The organism is Paenibacillus xylanivorans (genome assembly GCF_001280595.1).
Classification (GTDB): Bacteria; Bacillota; Bacilli; order Paenibacillales; family Paenibacillaceae; genus Paenibacillus; species Paenibacillus xylanivorans.
In genome coordinates this window covers 248,944-265,984 of record NZ_LITU01000082.1, presented here as the reverse complement: position 1 = coordinate 265,984, position 17,041 = coordinate 248,944, and the positions used below count along the sequence as shown (strand labels likewise).

Below are 17,041 nucleotides of genomic sequence, written 5' to 3'. Positions count from 1 at the left end.
GTACAGATTGAGTGTTGGGCATGGTAAAATATACGTGGAATTATATAAAATTTGATGTATTAATCAAGTCCAAGCATAGGATCGGATGTTTACATAATCGCTTTCTAGAAAAGGAGAATACGTTGGACATGTTAATCGTTTCATATCGTGAACAGGATCATGAGAAGTTGATCGAGATTTGGGAGAGAGCCGTTCGCGCAACACACACGTTTTTGGAAGAACATCACATCCAGTTCTATAAAACAGTCGTAAGCGACGTGTTGCAGCAAAGGCAAGTCGAGGTATGGGAAGCGCTGAATGCTGACAATGAACCCGTTGGTTTTATTGGTTTGGATGATAACTTTATTGAGATGTTGTTTATAGATGTCAGTCAGCATGGACAGGGTCTGGGACGTCTTCTGATCAACCATACCCTTAATATCAAAGGCCGTCACCTCAAAGTGGATGTCAATGAGCAGAATGCTGGAGCAGCCCGATTCTACGAAAAAATGGGATTTGTACAAATTGGTCGTTCCGAGTTGGATGGTTCCGGTAATCCGTTTCCGCTGCTGCATCTGGAGATCAAGGCAGACCAGACTGCAAGATAATCATCGGTGGACCACGAAACAGGAGGAATATGACGAAGAGGAGCATGCAGGATGACACAGATTAAGGTAACACCGGAGCAACTGGACACAGTCAGCGGGCAATTCGCCCAGGCACATCAGCAATTGTCGGGGTTCATGTCCACATTGGACAGCCAGATCCGTGTCATGCGCAGTAATTGGGACGGAATGGAGCGGGAGCGCTTTTATAATGATTATGCAACGGCCCAAGGTACAATGAAGTCCGTCCTGGAGCTGATTCTGTCCATTCAGTCTGAGCTCAAGAAAATTGCCGAGCGTTTCCGTACAACGGATGAAGACGCGTTGAGCAAGGCTATTATGGTGGCTTTAACCGCGGCACAGACTCTTACGTCCCTCGGTAAACATAAAGGTGATGGCTCGGGCAAAACGTCCGGTCCTCCAGAAAATATGGATGATTGGAAGAAGAAGGACGCCGAAGATTACAAGAATTATGAGGAAATGTTGAAGAAAGCCGAGGAAATGGGTGACGAGAAACTGGCGCAGCAGCTTCAGGCCAGCATGAACATTATTCGGCTTCAATATGAGGATGAAATCTATCAAACCGATCCAAACACAGGCAAGACGGTGAAGATTACCGAGGATTCCATTGTAGGAACGTATCAAGTGAAAAGTGACAAGGGTGAAACGACCAGCATCAGTCTGGATAAACAGGGTAACGTAGTGGATTACAACAAGGATACGAAAAAATACGAGTATTGGGAACAAACCCATACGACAAGTCAAGGGGAGCATCTCTTTGGTAAAGGAGCACAAACGGCTACAGCTTATGGAATCGGCCTGCTGTTGACCAGCAAAAGCGGATCTGCCTTTACAGAGCATGCAACAGGCCTCGGTTCCTCCTTTGTTGCGGACAAGTTCCTGTTCTCCGTGCCGGAGGAAGGCGAGACGCGTACGATGATCTATCGAACCAACAAGGATACGGGCAAAATTGAAAATATGATCGTGGTCACGCGTGGCGACAACGATATTGAATATATTCCGTGGCGGGAGTACAACTAAGCCACGGAGCCAAGCCTTGTAGCTCCATCCGGGTACAAGGCAGGTAGAATCGAGGGCAGGCATATAGGGAACCTGCCCATAAATAAACGCCCGCGCAACCTTCATCACAGGATGGAAAGGTTGCAGGGGCGTTTATCGTTTAGCTTACCGCCAGCCACGGTCAGTTGACCGGGCCAGTAAGGGGGCTCCTTTTGCCCAAAGATTAGTGTGTCTCTTCGTCCAGAAAAGGTTTATTCACTGCATAATACATGAAGCCCATCAGCAGCACGCCACCCACCAGATTGCCGAGCGTCACCGGAATCAGGTTGTGAATAACCCCGCCGAATGAGATAGTCCCCGGATGGTTCAGTACCAGCGCAATCGCAAACGTACACATATTGGCGACGCTGTGCTCATATCCCGAGATGAAGAAACAGAAGACAAAGAGCATCATGGCGAACATTTTCGCGCCATTCTCCTTCATGAACATCGGCACAAAGAACGCCAGACATACGAGCCAGTTACACAGAATACCCCGGAAAAAGAGCTGCATGGCCGGAGCTTCCATCTTATGCTCTACGACACTCAGCAGAAAACCATTCACCTGAGATGAATCGAACAGACCCGTCAGGTAGATTAACAGGGCAAATACCGCCGCACCCATCAGATTTCCACTGTAACTTGCAATCCACAGCTTCACCACTTCGAACCATTTCAGTTTCTTGCGTAAGGCGGCATAGGTGTAGTAGAACGTATTTCCAGTGAACAGATCACCGCCACCATAAGCGATCAGAATAATTGCCGCGCCGAACGTGAGGGCAGCCATAGGGTATGTAAAAGGGGAATCCTCCATATAAAAGAAGTTACCCGTCTTGAACGCCACGATGACGCCAAACCCGATAAACATGCTGGCGAGCATGGAGCGTGCAAGGTACCTGATCAAGCTTTGTTTGTAAATCTTGTGTTTCTTCAGCGCCAGCTTCTCTACGTTGCGTAAACCTTCCGTTTCCATAATTCGCCTCCTGTTTTCCTGATGTCTTGTTTACATTATAACGAAAATATGGAAGTTGGGGAGAGGTGGCTAACAATTATAGGAACTTGGGTTGGTACGAAACAATTACATTTGAATTTTTGATTTGTCTTCATGACTAATCGTGAAGTCCGCACGTAATGTGCGGGCTTTTTATTATGGCCTTAGCCAATTTGAGTGCGTGAAAATCCCGTTTATTTGGACGTCCCCAGATCAAACATATCGAATATTTGCGTAATTCATTTATTTCTTGGATTCCGAATTTCCTGTAGGATGAAGTTATGAAAAAGATATTGCCTTTTATGGATTGGAGCATATTTGCTCTTCGTTTTTATCATTATTTTTTGCTAGCCTCCCGTCTATTTGCAGAAACTGAGTTTTCGATGCTAACGGTAGTGAACATCATCTGGCTAATCTTAGCGCTTGTCGTCCCTCTTCTGTTCTGGTTCCCGGGGTGGAGAAATAACAAGGCCTGGTTCTGCATAATGGAGCTATTGCTGGGCGGTTCTTATTATGTGAATTCAGTCATTCATCCGGATCTGACATCAAGAGCTGACTATTTGCTGCTGAGTCTTATAATGGGATATTTATTAACGAAGAAGACTCTCTGGGCTATTCCTGCGGTGGCGATCATTCCTTTTTTATCGCAGTCTTACTTAAAACTACCTTGGGAGCAGGCTTTTAGTTTCGCGACAGACAATCTGTTGTTCTGCTTCATCGGTATATGGGCGAGCTCCGTAGCCAAAGCGTATGAGCAGAAGAATGAACTGGCCCTTAAAGTGGAGCTGCAAAATAAGCTGTTAACCCTCTACACTGCGGAAATCGAGAAAATGACGCTGCATGAAGAGCGTAACCGCATGTCCAAGGAACTTCATGATACATTGGGGCACTCCTTTATCTCACTCATTATGAGCCTTGATGCTTCGATTGCCCTTCTGGATCGCAAGCCTGAAGAGGTCAGAGACCGGTTAATCCGCTTAAGGGCATTGGCTGAACAAAATCTGGACGACATGCGAAACATTGTTCATGAGATGGGGGAAGAAGAGGAGTCGAGTCTAACACAACAGATCGAGTCCTTTGTGACCCGTTTCCAGGAGCATACTGGAACTGAATTGACCGTCAATCTATTGGGGACAGAGCCCAGAATGCGTTTTGAAGTGCGGCAAGCGATTCTTCGGGTCATACAGGAATCTTTTACGAACGCATTAAAGCATGGAAAAGCATCTCAATTGTATTTGGAGCTTGAGTTTGGCGAGAGCACGATACAATTAATTGTTCAAAATAACGGGCAACTCATTGATAAGCTGAATTACGGGTTCGGTTTGACCACGATGAAGCATCGAATTGAGCAATTGGGAGGCAGCGTGTCCGTGTATTCTAAGGAGGAAGCTGAGGCGATCACCGAAGTCAGATGTGAAATTCCGCTGAAGGGAGTGTTGCTGCATGGCGAACATTAAAGTGCTGATTGCCGATGATCAAGAATTGATACTGGAGAGTTTACATATCGTGCTGTCCATGCATGAAGATATCGAAATTGTCGGGTTAGCCAAAAATGGGAAGGAAGCTATTGATGGCTGCGAGCAGTTTCAGCCGGACGTTGTGCTGATGGATATTAATATGCCAGTCATGGACGGCGTGGCTGCAACGGCCTTGATTAAGAAGCGAATGCCTGGTATCAAAATAATAATGCTGACATCCTATCGGGAAGTGGAATATGTGCTTGCGGCGTTAAGCCATGGCGCAGAAGGTTATCTGCTCAAGGCCATTCACCCTAAGGATCTGGCTGCAGGCATACGGGTGGTTCATGCCGGAGGAACCTTAATTACGCAAGAGATGGCGAGTAAAATGATCAAAAACATGAACACGAACAATACCACCTTCGAGAAAAGTAATGAATACGGGCTTAGCGTCCGTGAGATTGAAGTGCTGCACAAGCTGGCTTCTGGTCTTCGCAATCAGGATATTGCGGAGGCGTTGTTTCTTAGTGAAGGGACAGTTAAAAATTACATATCAACGATTTATTCGAAGCTTCATGTGAAGGGAAGACGGGAGGCCGCCCGCAAAGCTCGAGATTCCGGAATTCTGGATTAAAACTAGCCAAAGCATGACAAAAGCGCACTATTTCTTTATGACTTTTTCGGTATATACTCAGAGCTATCAAGCACAGAGGAGTTGAAGAAAGACATGAAGAAAAAAATGAACATAAGCAAAAAGAGGCTATTGCGCTTTCCAATCATTTGGATGCTTATAGGGGCGGTCGCTATTATTCTGGTGCAGGGGTTATTCCTGTTGCTAACTGAACGAGTAGAGGGTATCGGTTCCCTGTTCTTGACAATAATATTAGGCTTCGTGGCTATCCTGTTGTATAAGTTCATATTGAAATACGTGGCGGGGCGAGCAACGCCAGAGCTATCAAAGCAGAGTGCAGGGATTGAAGCTGTGTGGGGCGTACTAACCGGGGCGATTTTTGTCACAATGTCCACTTTTATTATTGTGGCAATGGGAGGCTACTCCTTTCAATGGGCACATGCTGCAGATCCGGTTTCTGTTCTTATGACTTCTATTGAAACAGCATTAAGTGCAGCCATTGTCGAGGAACTGGTGTTTCGGGGATTGATGCTTCAAGCCATTCAAAAACTGGGGGGGAGCTGGATTGCACTCGCTGTAACCTCTCTTACCTTTGGAGCCTTTCATCTTGGCAATCCAGGAGCAACACTATGGAGCGCGTTTGCCATCACCTTAGAAGCAGGGGTACTGCTCGGAGCTGCATTCTTGTGGCGGCGAAACTTGTGGTTCGCCATGGGATTGCATTTTGCTTGGAATGCATTGGAAGCTTTGCTTGGCATTCCTGTTTCGGGATTCCCTGCTGACGGCTTGTTTACTGTGGAGGTAAGTGGCCAAGCGCTGCTCACAGGAGGGGATTTTGGTCTGGAGGGCTCTATTGTTACGGTGATCCTAGGTCTTGTGATTGCCATTCCGATGCTGATTGGCGCTGCACGGAAGAGGTTGTAAATGTCCGCCCCTGTGTTGAAGGAATCAGCGCCATTTAATCCTAAAATGTGTAACTATCCTGTACCCAAACTTCCTTTAAGAAAGACAAGGATGCAGATCCATTCGAACCAAATCGATTAAATGCAAATGGTTGGATATATGATACCTCCTGAATGATTCATAGAGTGAACAGACTAGTCTGTCATGGGCTGATCCAGTAGGTCATACGTAACGATTACCGGGAAAAATTTGGGCTCTAGCATCAGGCTTATGAGTTGTTCGTCTTGATCAGCATAAGAAATGAAATAGCTTCCAAAATGAGATTCATAGATGAAATCCCTGTATTGATAGGAGCGTTCGGGGTACTTTATGTTCACATATAACGTAGTTACCCCTCGGGCAAAGGTTTCTTTCAACATAGGAATTTGGGCCAGCAGCATAATAGCGACAAGAACAATTGCTGTACGTTTAGCGAGACGGGTCAGATGGATTCACCCCTTTATCGTAAAAAATTATTTTACCAAGTAATGAAGGTCCATCTATTATCAGATGTCACTCCATAAGTATAGCAAGATTGCCAAACTGCTCTCCCTTTTCCATGCGTTCGAATGCTTTCGCTGTGTCCTGCAACGGATATATGCCATCAATTACAGGATGTAAATCATGTTGCTCCACCCATTGCAGCATCTGGACAAACTCTTCACGGCTGCCCATGGAAGTTCCAAGCAGGCTAACTTGAGGGAAAAAGATCGAGCGGATCGGAATATTCAGATCATCTCCCGAGCTTGCACCGTACATTACGATACGTCCACCTGGTCTGATTATATCAAAATATTTCGGGAACATGGCTTGTCCTATGCTATCCAAGATCATGTCAACAGGTTCCAGATCGTTCTGCAAACTCCAATCGGCATTGCTATCCAATGCCCGGGTAGCGCCCAAGCGCAGAGCCTCTTTTCTTTTGGTTTCACTTCTGGACGTTACGGTCACTTTCGCACCAGCGGCTACGGCCATGAGCAGGGCATAGGTCGCCACACCGCCGCCAATGCCGGGAATGAGGATGTGTTCACCCTGCTTAAGTCCGCCACGAGTGAATAGGGCGCGGTATGCTGTCAAAGCCGAAAGGGACAACACCCCTGCTTCCGCCCATGATAGATGAGAGGGTTTGGGTAAGGCATTTCTGGCAGGCAGCGTAATATATTGTGCGAGAGTTCCATCCGTAGGGCCGCCCACAATATCGGGCACGATGGGGACTTCAGCTGCATGCTCCCAACCGAGAGTAGGGTGAATGGTGATCTCATCCCCAACCGTTAAACCGTCTACACCTTCTCCAATCGCTACGATCACACCTGCTCCATCGGAACCAAGAATGAGTGGTGTGTCCTGGAATGTACGTCCTGCCATGATGAACAGATCACGATGGTTGATTCCAGCAGATTTCAGTTGGATCTGCACTTCCCCGGATTTTGGTGTCCGAGATGTTGAATCTGTATATTGAAGACCTTCAAGGCCGCTTTGGCCGGAATGTATAATCGCTTTCATTTTCAAAATTCCTCCCTGTCTATATAAAACTTCACTACTGAGCCTTATTGTACAGATGGGGCAGATTCACGTAAAATGAACAAAAATGAATGTCATTATCAATTTAGATAATAGATAACAAGCAGGTGATCGAGCATGGATGCAGGAGATTTGAAAATATTTCAGGCGGTTGCCCGTGAAGGCAGTATCAGCAAAGCCGCATTAGCGCTGAATTATGTGCAATCCAATGTAACAACGCGAATCAAACAGCTGGAAGATCAGCTGCAGGTGCCACTGTTTCACCGCTCCAACCGGGGCATGTCGCTCACACCAGCGGGTGAGAATTTGCTCGGGTATGCGGATAAAATATTACATTTGTTATATGAAGCGGAGCAGGCAACTCAGAATGGGAGTCCACCCGCAGGGATGATTCGTCTTGGCGCGATTGAGACAGCGGCCTCCAGTTTCCTGACACCGATACTCGCTAAATACCGTTTAGATTACCCGGAGGTTCAGCAATCGTTAATCACAGGTGGTACACATGAACTGAATCAGAAGGTTATTCAACATGAGCTGCATGGTGCTTTAATATATGGGCCGGTGGACCATCCTGAGCTGAGCTATATCAGAGTGTACGACGAAGAGTTGGTACTGATTGCCGAACTCGGAACCCATGAAATGCATGATTTATTGCGCAGACCAATGTTGTTTTTTGAAGTAGGCTGTACCCATCGCGATCAAGCAGAAGCCTTTTTGAAAGATCAAGGCGTCCACACCCTCAATGTCACGGAATACGGAACACTGCACACCATTATGAATGGCGTATCTGCCGGGTTGGGGGTGTCATTACTCCCGCGCTCCTCGGTTTCCAAAGCAGAACATAGAGGCGAGGTTACAGTGTTATCTTTGCCTGATCCGTATCGCAGGTTGGAAGTAGGGTTTGTCTACTCACGGAGTGAGCATCTATCCGGAGCACTGGATGCATTGGTACAGATGATGATGAAAAAAGAATCAGAACAACAATAAAGGAGTGAATAACCTTGAAGGATACAGAGTTAACGTTAGCGGAAGCATTTGGTCAGGCGGAGTTTATTATAGGCGGCCATGGCAGCCGTAAAGTCAAAGTGCTTCAGGAAGTGCTGACGCATGTGGATGGGGAACAATATAGCGATCATTATGGCAACGGCGAAATTATTGATCAATTCCAGCAGCAGATGGCTGACGTTCTGGGCAAGGAAGCGGCTGTATTTTTCCCCAGTGGTACGATGGCACAGCAAATCGCGCTGCGTATCTGGTGTGACCGCAAAGGCATCAAGCGGGTAGCCTACCACCCTTTATCTCATCTGGAAATCCATGAGGAAGACGGACTGAAGGAGCTGCACCAGATTGAATCCATTTTGCTGGCGGACGAGGATCGATTAATTCGATTGGAAGATGTTGAGGGGATCGATAAGGAAATTTCTTGCCTGCTGCTTGAACTGCCTCAACGCGAGATTGGCGGACAATTACCTGCCTATGAAGAGTTGGAGGCAATCTCGGCGTATTGTCGTGAACGTGGGATCAAGCTTCATCTGGACGGGGCACGCCTGTTCGAAATCACGCCTTATTATCAGAAGACACCAGCCGAGATTTGCAGTCTGTTTGATAGTGTCTATGTGTCGTTTTACAAAGGCATTGGTGGTATTGCAGGGGCCATATTGGCAGGGGATACGGATGTTATGCAAGAATCAAAAATATGGAAACGGCGTCACGGCGGCGATCTGATCGGCCTTTATCCATATATTCTGAGTTCTCAATATTATTTCAATGAACGAATTGGCAAAATGGGGCTTTATTATGAGCAGGCCAAGGAACTGGCCTCCTTGTTGAATGCGTGCCATGGTATACGTACATTGCCAGAAGTGCCCGTCTCCAATATGTTTCACGTACATTTCCCATTGGCCCAAGCCGAGGTGGAACGTATTTTGGCATCCATGGCTCAGCAATTCGGCATAGGGATGACTTCATATTTGCAACAGACCAGTGCTCATAGCTGTGCCTTTGAATTCTCGACGGGGGATCGTTATCAGAATGTGCCCAAGGACAAGCTACGTTCAGCGCTGGAATGGCTGGATGGAGAGCTGCGTAAACAGGTGAAATAAAAAAGTTAAGCTTATTCTTATTCTGCCTTATCCACTACTGGATAGGGCATTTTTTTGCAGGAATAGAAGGATAGGCGACGAAAGGTACTTTAATGCAACCCTGTTAACCGTCATTTATAAAGGAGGAATTCGAGTGAAGCTTACAGAATTGGAACCCATTCGTGATCTTTTGGTGGAAGCTTACCATACAACTATGGGAGAAGGGTGTACTCCTGAAACGCAACAGAGCATTGAGGATTTTGAGCAAAAGCTTAACGTAAAATTGCCCGTAGCTTATCGGAAGCTCTTGCTTGAATTTGGTGCATGTAACTTTGGTGATCCTGCCTTGTATTCGGTAAAAGAATTGAATTGGGCATATCCTGAGTTCCTAGATGTGTATCGTGAATATGAGAAGGAATACGAGTTGCCACCTGAGCTACAACCGTTTCCGATTGGTTTATTTGGCGAAGGAAGCATCGCTGTACTGGATCAGACTTCCGGCAAGGTGCTGATGTTGATCCACGATGCGGGAGAACAACCTCTTCGGGAGATTGCCGTGGACTTTATTGAATTAATGACGATGCTGGCTGAATCAGCCATTTGGGTTCAGGAACAGATGAAGTAACAGGCTAGTCGGAAGGGATGTACACCAGACGTATGGATATTCGAAAATTACGATACTTTATTACTGTGGCAGAAGAGCTTCATTTCCACCGTGCGGCAGAGAAATTAAATATGACCCAGCCACCGCTGAGCCAACAGATTCAGAATCTGGAAGAAGAGCTTGGTGTGAAGCTGTTGGAACGCACAAAAAAAATGGTTCGTCTTACGCCGGCCGGTGCCGTGTTTCTGGAACAGGCGAGGCTGATTATAGCCCAACTTGAACGATCCATCCAGCTTACGCAGAAGGCTGACCAGGGAATCATTGGACATTTAACGGTAGGTTTTGTAGATTCAGCTTCGGGGAGCATTATGGTCGAGGTGCTGAGAAAGTTCCGAGCAGCGTACCCGAAGATTGAACTAACCTTGCGTGAGATGACCTCTTCCGAACAATTGCTGGCACTGGAAGATGGACAGATCCATATTGGATTTCTGCGATATCAAGACCATACTCGATCTGTGTCGTTCAGGGTCTGTCAGTCGGAAACATTAATCGCTGTGCTGCCGGACCATCATCCTTTAGCTTCACAGACTCAGGTGTCGATAACCGAGCTAAAGGACGAGGATTTTATTTTATTCCCACGGCATCTAGGCTCTCCATTCCATCGTCTTGTTCTGGATTATTGCAGAGAGCATGGCGTAGATCCTCGTATTACACAGGAAGCCATTCAGATGTACACCATTGTGAATCTCGTTGCAGCGGGCATGGGGATTTCGATCGTTCCTTCTTCGGTAGACGTGTTCCAACGAAAGGGTGTGGTGTTTCTCCCATTAACAGAAAATCCGCCCTCCGTACCGTTATACACGGCATGGCGGACGGACGTGAATCAGGAAGTCATCTTACGCTTTATGAAAATTGTAGATGACGTTGTGGAAATGTAAGATATCTTCTTAATTTTGAGCGTATCTTATTGAATTAATTTGCAGAAGACTCTCAAAGTGGAGGTTACCCTGTCCGGGCAGGATCTCTCTCAATCCACTCACTCAGTATTTCATCAATGCGGGAAAGGAAGTCCCGATCCAGTTTAACCCCAGCGGCTTTTACATTTTCGAGGACTTGCTCTGGACGGGATGCGCCGATAATGACCGAGGACACATACGGATGCTGGAGAACCCAGGCAACTGCGAGTTGAGGGAGCGTTAGGCCTATCTCTTTCGCCAATGGAATAAGCTGCTGCACAGCAATCAGAACATCGTCACGTAACCACTGGCCAGCCAGATTGTTGAAAAAGGGTGCTCCAGCCTCGGCCGCTGCACGTGATCCAGCTGGAAGCTCTTGGTCCGGAATATATTTACCGGATAGTATGCCCTGAGCAAGGGGAGACCATGTAATCTGGCCAAGACCTGCTTGCGTACTTGCAGGAACAACTTCCTGCTCAATCACACGCCATAACATCGAATACTGTGGTTGGCTCGCAATAAAGGGAACGCGAAGCTCCTTAGCTAATGCGGAACCTTGTGCAATCTGAGCAGCAGTCCATTCACTAACTCCAATATAGTGAACCTTGCCTTGACGAACCAGATCCGCAAACGCAAGAAATGTCTCTTCCAGTGGAGTATGTGGATCATAACGGTGAGCGTAATACACATCAATATAATCGGTTTGTAATCTACGCAATGAAGCGTTGCAGGCTTCCATGATATGTTTGCGGGAAAGTCCTCTGTCATTGTGACCTGAGCCGGTTGGATGACAGACTTTGGTGCAAAGTTCAATACTCTCTCTGCGTATCTCCTTAAGTGCTTGTCCCAGCACGGTTTCTGCCTTGGTATTGGAATAGACGTCTGCTGTATCAAATGTCGTGATGCCAGCCTCCAAAGCAGCCCGGACACAAGCTTTCGCTGTTCCATCATCCACTTGTGCCCCATGTGTGATCCAGTTGCCCAGTGAAATTTCACTGACGGTTAGACCGCTGTTTCCCAATTTGCGATATTCCATTTGTGACGCCTCCCTAAGTAATCTGGACTCCATTGTAGCAATGGCAGATTAATAGGTGAAATATCTTTTAACCCCATCTTTGATACGAAAAAGATATTACTGAATCTCCCCTTGGTAACTAAAACTCGTAGTTAGGACTGCTCATTGCTCCTGCATATATTTGCGATAGAGGGCAGGCGTAATCTCCTCAAACTTTTTGAATTTTTTGATAAAATACCCCGATTCATTGAACCCCAGTTCATCACTGATCTGAGACACGGGCATGTCCGTAACTTCCAGCAATTGCTTGGCCCATTTGATTTTGAGACGTGCAATATAAGTCGTGAAGTTCTCACTCGTTTCCTTGGCAAAGAGCCTGCTGAAATAACTTGGACTCAGGTGGCACAGGTCGGCCATTTGTTTGAGCGAGACTTGCTCACTCTTGTGACTGTGAATATATTCAAAAGCAGGTTGGAGCACCGGGCTGGAACTCTCTGTATCACTTGGGCTGTTTTTAAGATAGGCATCCGCAATCGCATTGGTCATTTCTTTTTTGATCGACTCAATATTCCGGATAGAGTAGCCGGGCAGAATGGTGGACAGATTCAGAGACTCCTGGTTCCCCGAAGCTTTCTCGAACATCTCCACCAGCAAATTTTTGTTCAGAGCTTCCTCCACAATGTAATTACAGAGTAAAGAAAGCATGTTGGAAATTTTCACAACCTCTTCATAGGTCATGACAGGCAGTTGGTCATAATCGTCCTGTAATTCCTTTAGCTTCGCAGCATGCATAGGCACGTTCTTGGACGTGACGATCTGTTCCAGATCCGTCCCTTTCTCCGGGTCAGCGAGCTTCACTTGTCCTGCCATTACGGCGCCGATATATTTGCCATCGATCGTGATTGGAATCGCGATGTCCACGATATTGAAATGGCACAAGTAGACATAAGGCTCATTCAAGCGAACTGCTTCCAGACCCCCTCGAGAATCACATTTCTGGCAGTAGGGGAGCAGTTCGGGATCTTTGCGTACATTTTGGCAAAACGCTTGGCAGCTGCTATGACTCGTTACGGGAATGCCTTTATAGTCGACGGTTAGAATAGCCAGTTTGGTCACGGTGGCAAGAGAATCCTGTAGACGCTTCCATTTATTCAGGTCGAGGATTTTATTAATATGCAGATATTCTTTAATCATGGGTGAAACCTCCATAGCTAACCTGATGAATGATTACGTTCGTTAAAAGTTAGCAAGTTGTACATATTAAGATGAGTTCATGACGGGTAATGTATAGATGATGTCAAAATTCATCCATCTCATGACAATAAGATACCATGATTCCGTTGAAAAGCAAAAAATTACGATTGCAAATTATAATAATTTGTTATCAAAGTCCACTGTAACCCGTACATGCATGAGTTATATTTAGATTTAATTGAGAGTAATTAAAATTTAATGTATAAGTTCATCAAAGAATTACATCAGGTGGCCTTGTTGAAGGCATGTCGGTAATTGATACTGTTAACGAACTTATATCATCCATAGGAGGCATATCATTATGAGAAAAGCATTTATTAGTCCAACGAAGTACGTGCAAGGTGAAGATGAGTTGTTGAACCTGGGTTACTTTGTGAAATCTTTTGGTGAATCTGCATTACTGATCGCGCATCCCGATGATGTAAATCGTGTAAAAGCGAAGCTCGATGCAACGGCACAGAAATTTAATATTACGTTTGTTGAAAGCGGTTTTAGAGGAGAATGTTCGCGCGAGGAAGTCGCTCGTCTGCAAGACATTGCGAAGGAAAAAGGATGTACATGCACCATCGGTCTCGGTGGCGGTAAAGCGATTGATGCAGCCAAATGTGTAGCAGAAGGCGAGGCGTTGATCATCTGTCCAACCATCGCAGCAACAGATGCACCAACGAGTCACTCTGCCGTGTTGTATACGCCGGAAGGTGCTTTTGATGACTACGCTTATTTCAAACAAAGTCCAAGTGTGGTTCTTGTGGATACAACGGTTATCGCAAACGCACCAACACGTTTCCTCGTATCGGGTATGGGTGATGCATTGTCTACGTACTTCGAGGCAAGAGCTACAGCAAAATCATACTCTCGTGTGAATGCAAGTTTGCCGATGGGTTCGCGTGAAGGATACACACCATCCGCAGTAGGAACGAATGCTGCACTTGCGCTGGCCAAATTGTGCTACGAAATGCTGCTCAGCGACGGTGTAAAAGCGAAAGTGGCAAGTGATAGCAACATGGTCACCCAAGCGCTGGAAAATATCGTAGAGACGAATATTCTGCTGTCCGGTCTTGGATTCGAAAGTGGCGGTCTTGCGGGAGCCCATGCGATCCATAACGGATTCACCATTCTGGAAGGCACACACCACTTCTTCCACGGGGAAAAAGTAGCCTTCGGTACGATTGCACAGCTCGTTCTTGAAAATGCACCGACCGAAGAGCTGCACCAGGTGCTCGACTTCTGTCTTGAAGTTGGTCTGCCGGTATGTCTCGCAGACATCGGTGTAGATACCATTAGCCAGGAAGAGCTGCTGAAAGTGGCTGAGATTGCTTGTATTCCGGAAGAATCGATTCACGCGATGCCTTTCCCTATCACCGTGACTGAAGTTGCCGGTGCGATTGCTACCGCTGACCGGATCGGTGCGGAATACAAAGCTCGCCGGGAGGCGAAATCATGAAGAAAATCATCAATCAGGCTGAAAATGTGGTCATGGAAATGTGCAACGGAATTGCGTTGGCGCACCCGGAGCTTGAATTTTTGAAGAAATATAAGGTCATTAAACGCAGAGAGATTAATGTTGATAAAGTCAGCCTGATCAGCGGCGGCGGCAGCGGCCATGAACCGGCTCACGCGGGTTACGTTGGTAAAGGCATGCTGGACGCAGCGGTCTGTGGAGATGTATTCGCATCTCCTTCCCAGATTCAAGTGTATCAGGCGATCAAGGCAACAGCCAGCAAGAAGGGCACGCTGTTAATCATCAAGAACTACAGTGGCGACATGATGAACTTCAAGAACGCGGCGCATCTTGCAGAGGAAGATGGCATTGACGTGCAATATGTACGAGTTGAGGATGACATTGCTGTTCAAGACAGTCTGTATACGGTAGGACGCCGCGGTGTTGCCGGAACCGTATTGGTGCACAAAATCGCTGGTGCAGCAGCCGAAGAAGGCCGCAGTCTGGCAGAGGTCAAATCCGTTGCAGAGAAAGCAGCACAGAATATACGCAGCATCGGATTTGGATTCGCCTCCTGTACCGTGCCTGCCAAAGGTACACCGACATTTGAAATCGCTGAAGATGAGATGGAATTCGGTGTAGGGATTCATGGTGAGCCAGGCATTCGCCGCGAGAAATTGGTGTCTGCGGATGAGCTTGCAGGACGCATGGTTGAAGCGCTGCTTGCAGACATGAAGCTGGACAACGATGCATCCGCTGAGATTGCTGTGCTTGTCAATGGATTTGGCGCTACACCTTTACAGGAGCTTTATCTGCTCAATAACTCGGTTCAGCGTGAGCTGGCACAGCGTACAGGGCTTAATGTAGCCACTACGTTTGTTGGCAATTACATGACGAGCATCGATATGGCAGGTGCATCAGTAACCATCCTAAAACTGGACGAGGAACTGAAAACGTTGTTGTTCAAGGAAAGTGACACACCGGCGTTCAAAGTGTCTGGTCCTCCGGCAGCGCAAGTTGCATATTCCGAAGCGGTGGAAGCCCTCGTGACTGAAGATGGGCCTGTATCCTATGAAGTAGAGACACCTGCAACATCTGCGGTGATCAACAACAATCAATTCTCACTGGATAATATCGTCTATCTGATCGATAAAATGAGTGAGATCATCATCAAGAATGAAGTGCCATTCTGTGAACTGGATTCCCATGCGGGTGACGGGGACTTCGGCATGAGCGTAGCGAAAGGGTTCAGACAACTCAAACGCGAATGGAACCATGTCGTGAACGAAGAGAAAAAGAATATCGGTTCATTCCTCGATGCATGCTCTCTTGTCATTATGGAATACTGCGGCGGTGCATCCGGCCCAATCTGGGGTTCGGCATTCCGGGCAGCAGGCAAAGCCGTAGGTGACAAGCAGCAATTGAATGTTGCAGAATTCGCTGATATGATGCACGCGGCAGTACAAGGGATCCAGTCCACAGGCGAGCGTTCCTTCGGACGTGGTGCCGTTGTGGGTGACAAGACATTAATTGACGCACTCGTGCCTTGTGCAGACTCATGGACGCAAAGTGCGAAGTCTGGAGATGACTTCAAAACAGCTTTTGCCAAAGGTGCGGAAGCCGCGGTAGAAGGCGCGAAGAAAACAGAAGACATTGTGGCACGCATGGGCCGCGCGGGTGCTGTTGGTGATCGCAGTCTCGGATACCCGGATGCTGGCGCATATGCGCTGGGTGTTATTTTCACAGAGCTATCCGAGTCAATGAAATAAATGTGTGTGTGCAGTCCGTAACTTAAAAATGATCAATAAAACGAGCCTCTAGAATCGCTTCTAGGGCTCGTTTTGCATTTTCAGGAACATAGGGTAACCGATAGTTTTTAAATGCATCTTAGCAGGTTCATTTCGAATATGGCGTTGCCCCTTTTGTATATAGAGTATCCACTAACTCAAAAAATTCTTCTGGCGATAAATCCTTTTGTCGCTGGAGCCAAAGACGAAACAAAGAAAGTGATGTTGATATGTGAAACTCAATTAAGTATGGCGTTATGGAACTGTTTGACGGTAAGTTTAATTCCAATCTTCCAAGGGTGATTTCTCTTTTCAAGCGTTCTAAAAAACGAATACTGCCATAATCGCCCAAGAGGGCATTGAGAACCGAGAGGTATTCCTTTTTTTCCAAACAATGAAGCGCATTTTGAACAGTATGTGTGGATAGCTCTTTATTCGCCAATTCTTCTTTTATGTATTTCAATAGATCAGTTTCAACAAAGTTTAACAGTTCGTAAATATCAGTAAAGTATTGATAAAATGTGCTGCGATTATATCCCGCCTTTTTTGCAATCTCTTGAACCGAAATTTTTTCAATTGGCTTTTGACTATATAACTCACAAAAAACATCGATAAACGTTTGTCTTGTTTTTTCCGTTAGTTCGGGTTGCTTTTTCATTTTATTATTCTCCTATTAAAAACAAGAATATCATCCGACAAATAATTAAAAACTGATGTT

Annotated in this window: 17 protein-coding genes; 11 read left to right on the top strand and 6 right to left on the bottom strand. The window is 46.4% G+C overall.

The genetic code is table 11. The annotated features are described in order from the left end of the window. The first annotated feature begins 128 nt into the window (after positions 1 to 128). Together AMS66_RS29355 and AMS66_RS29350 are read left to right on the top strand one after the other, a co-directional pair. Positions 129 to 587, top strand: a complete 459-nt coding sequence (locus tag AMS66_RS29355) for an acetyltransferase (RefSeq protein WP_053784136.1) — start codon at positions 129 to 131, stop codon at positions 585 to 587. Positions 588 to 638: 51 nt separating this feature from the next. Next, a complete protein-coding gene (locus AMS66_RS29350; protein ID WP_053784135.1) occupies positions 639 to 1,625 on the top strand; it encodes a WXG100 family type VII secretion target in 987 nt (328 codons plus the stop codon). Positions 1,626 to 1,827: 202 nt separating this feature from the next. Here AMS66_RS29350 and AMS66_RS29345 read toward each other — a convergent pair whose 3' ends face one another. After that, a complete protein-coding gene (locus AMS66_RS29345; RefSeq protein WP_053784134.1) occupies positions 1,828 to 2,616 on the bottom strand; it encodes a formate/nitrite transporter family protein in 789 nt (262 codons plus the stop codon). Positions 2,617 to 2,915: 299 nt separating this feature from the next. Between AMS66_RS29345 and AMS66_RS29340 the strand changes: the two genes are divergently transcribed. The 3 genes from AMS66_RS29340 (at position 2,916) to AMS66_RS29330 (ending at position 5,646) form a co-directional block, all read left to right on the top strand. Next, positions 2,916 to 4,091, top strand: a complete 1,176-nt coding sequence (locus tag AMS66_RS29340; RefSeq protein WP_053784133.1) for a sensor histidine kinase — start codon at positions 2,916 to 2,918, stop codon at positions 4,089 to 4,091. Beyond that, positions 4,078 to 4,725 (top strand): response regulator transcription factor, encoded by a 648-nt coding sequence (locus AMS66_RS29335; protein WP_053784132.1) that lies wholly within the window; start codon positions 4,078 to 4,080, stop codon positions 4,723 to 4,725. The genes AMS66_RS29340 and AMS66_RS29335 overlap by 14 nt, the downstream gene beginning before the upstream one ends. A 93-nt stretch (positions 4,726 to 4,818) precedes the next feature. After that, on the top strand, positions 4,819 to 5,646 hold the full coding sequence (locus AMS66_RS29330) for a CPBP family intramembrane glutamic endopeptidase (RefSeq protein WP_053784131.1): 828 nt from the start codon (positions 4,819 to 4,821) through the stop codon (positions 5,644 to 5,646). Between the two features lie 173 nt (positions 5,647 to 5,819). On the opposite strand, the gene AMS66_RS33295 is transcribed toward AMS66_RS29330, so the two are convergent. Together AMS66_RS33295 and AMS66_RS29325 are read right to left on the bottom strand one after the other, a co-directional pair. Next, positions 5,820 to 6,065, bottom strand: a complete 246-nt coding sequence (locus AMS66_RS33295) for a hypothetical protein (protein WP_201782237.1) — start codon at positions 6,063 to 6,065, stop codon at positions 5,820 to 5,822. Positions 6,066 to 6,177: 112 nt separating this feature from the next. Beyond that, positions 6,178 to 7,167, bottom strand: a complete 990-nt coding sequence (locus tag AMS66_RS29325) for a quinone oxidoreductase family protein (protein WP_053784130.1) — start codon at positions 7,165 to 7,167, stop codon at positions 6,178 to 6,180. A gap of 135 nt (positions 7,168 to 7,302) precedes the next feature. Between AMS66_RS29325 and AMS66_RS29320 the strand changes: the two genes are divergently transcribed. The 4 genes from AMS66_RS29320 (at position 7,303) to AMS66_RS29305 (ending at position 10,808) form a co-directional block, all read left to right on the top strand. Next, positions 7,303 to 8,172 carry a LysR family transcriptional regulator gene (locus AMS66_RS29320; protein WP_053784129.1) on the top strand — a complete coding sequence of 290 codons (870 nt, stop codon included), beginning with the start codon at positions 7,303 to 7,305 and terminating at the stop codon, positions 8,170 to 8,172. A gap of 14 nt (positions 8,173 to 8,186) precedes the next feature. After that, the gene (locus tag AMS66_RS29315) at positions 8,187 to 9,287 is read left to right on the top strand and encodes a threonine aldolase family protein (protein WP_053784128.1); all 1,101 of its coding nucleotides are present in this window, start codon (positions 8,187 to 8,189) and stop codon (positions 9,285 to 9,287) included. Positions 9,288 to 9,420: 133 nt separating this feature from the next. Continuing rightward, positions 9,421 to 9,891, top strand: a complete 471-nt coding sequence (locus tag AMS66_RS29310; RefSeq protein WP_053784127.1) for an SMI1/KNR4 family protein — start codon at positions 9,421 to 9,423, stop codon at positions 9,889 to 9,891. 32 nt (positions 9,892 to 9,923) lie between these two features. Beyond that, positions 9,924 to 10,808, top strand: coding sequence for a LysR substrate-binding domain-containing protein (locus AMS66_RS29305; protein WP_053784126.1), 885 nt, complete (start codon positions 9,924 to 9,926; stop codon positions 10,806 to 10,808). A 64-nt stretch (positions 10,809 to 10,872) separates the two neighbouring features. Here AMS66_RS29305 and AMS66_RS29300 read toward each other — a convergent pair whose 3' ends face one another. Together AMS66_RS29300 and AMS66_RS29295 are read right to left on the bottom strand one after the other, a co-directional pair. Further along, positions 10,873 to 11,862 carry an aldo/keto reductase family protein gene (locus AMS66_RS29300; protein ID WP_053784125.1) on the bottom strand — a complete coding sequence of 330 codons (990 nt, stop codon included), beginning with the start codon at positions 11,860 to 11,862 and terminating at the stop codon, positions 10,873 to 10,875. Between the two features lie 141 nt (positions 11,863 to 12,003). After that, the gene (locus AMS66_RS29295) at positions 12,004 to 13,035 is read right to left on the bottom strand and encodes a PocR ligand-binding domain-containing protein (RefSeq protein ID WP_053784124.1); all 1,032 of its coding nucleotides are present in this window, start codon (positions 13,033 to 13,035) and stop codon (positions 12,004 to 12,006) included. A 361-nt stretch (positions 13,036 to 13,396) separates the two neighbouring features. Between AMS66_RS29295 and AMS66_RS29290 the strand changes: the two genes are divergently transcribed. Both AMS66_RS29290 and dhaK read left to right on the top strand, forming a co-directional pair. Beyond that, complete coding sequence (locus AMS66_RS29290; protein ID WP_053784123.1) at positions 13,397 to 14,539, top strand: glycerol dehydrogenase; 1,143 nt, start codon at positions 13,397 to 13,399, stop codon at positions 14,537 to 14,539. Further along, a complete protein-coding gene (gene dhaK / locus AMS66_RS32090) occupies positions 14,536 to 16,305 on the top strand; it encodes a dihydroxyacetone kinase subunit DhaK (RefSeq protein WP_082350945.1) in 1,770 nt (589 codons plus the stop codon). The genes AMS66_RS29290 and dhaK overlap by 4 nt, the downstream gene beginning before the upstream one ends. A gap of 127 nt (positions 16,306 to 16,432) precedes the next feature. Here dhaK and AMS66_RS29280 read toward each other — a convergent pair whose 3' ends face one another. Further along, the gene (locus AMS66_RS29280; protein WP_053784122.1) at positions 16,433 to 16,981 is read right to left on the bottom strand and encodes a TetR/AcrR family transcriptional regulator; all 549 of its coding nucleotides are present in this window, start codon (positions 16,979 to 16,981) and stop codon (positions 16,433 to 16,435) included. Positions 16,982 to 17,041 lie beyond the last annotated feature (60 nt).